Below are 559 nucleotides of genomic sequence, written 5' to 3' on the forward strand. Positions count from 1 at the left end.
GGTACTCAGGTGGTTGTATTGGGTAGACATGGCAACACCTTACATGAGGTGTTGCACTTGCTCCTTGAGACCGCCAAGCCTCCCCAAAAAAAACGGGTGATATAGAGCTTTGTCTTGCTGGGCGACAAACTTATTTGGCCCCTTTACCGCTGCCCACTGGGGCAGATCCGTGCTGTCCCTATATCAGTGATTACAACGATATTTACTTGGACTTTGGTGGCGGTGAGCCGAATGTTTTTTCGTATCAAGTCAATTTGGGCGGGCCGTTTACTGTTTTTTGTTTAACCGCTTTCGGAGCTCCGCTATTACTTTGGTTCATAGGGTTGGCTTTGGGGTATGGAGCAGAAGAGAGTTGGGAATTCTCGGTTGATTATTTCCTGTTTGCCTGGGATTTTTCAGCATATATGTGGCTTGGATCCTCAGCTGTTTGCTTCGCCATCTGGCTCCACCACCACAAACTCTTCACCAAAGTCATCCCTACTCGCTTCAACCGCCAACGCCGCGAAGTTTGTTTTATGCCAGACGGCGCCACACAACCGCTGTTCGTCCCCTGGGAATC

The 559-nt window shown here is 49.6% G+C and carries 1 pseudogene; it reads left to right on the plus strand.

The window, feature by feature from the left end:
• Positions 1-206: 206 nt before the first annotated feature.
• Positions 207-559 (plus strand): annotated as a pseudogene (locus GHO32_RS26180) (hypothetical protein); the annotation flags it as partial.

The sequence above is a fragment of the Pseudomonas sp. FSL R10-2189 genome (assembly GCF_009600325.1).
Taxonomy (GTDB): domain Bacteria; phylum Pseudomonadota; class Gammaproteobacteria; order Pseudomonadales; family Pseudomonadaceae; genus Aquipseudomonas; species Aquipseudomonas helleri.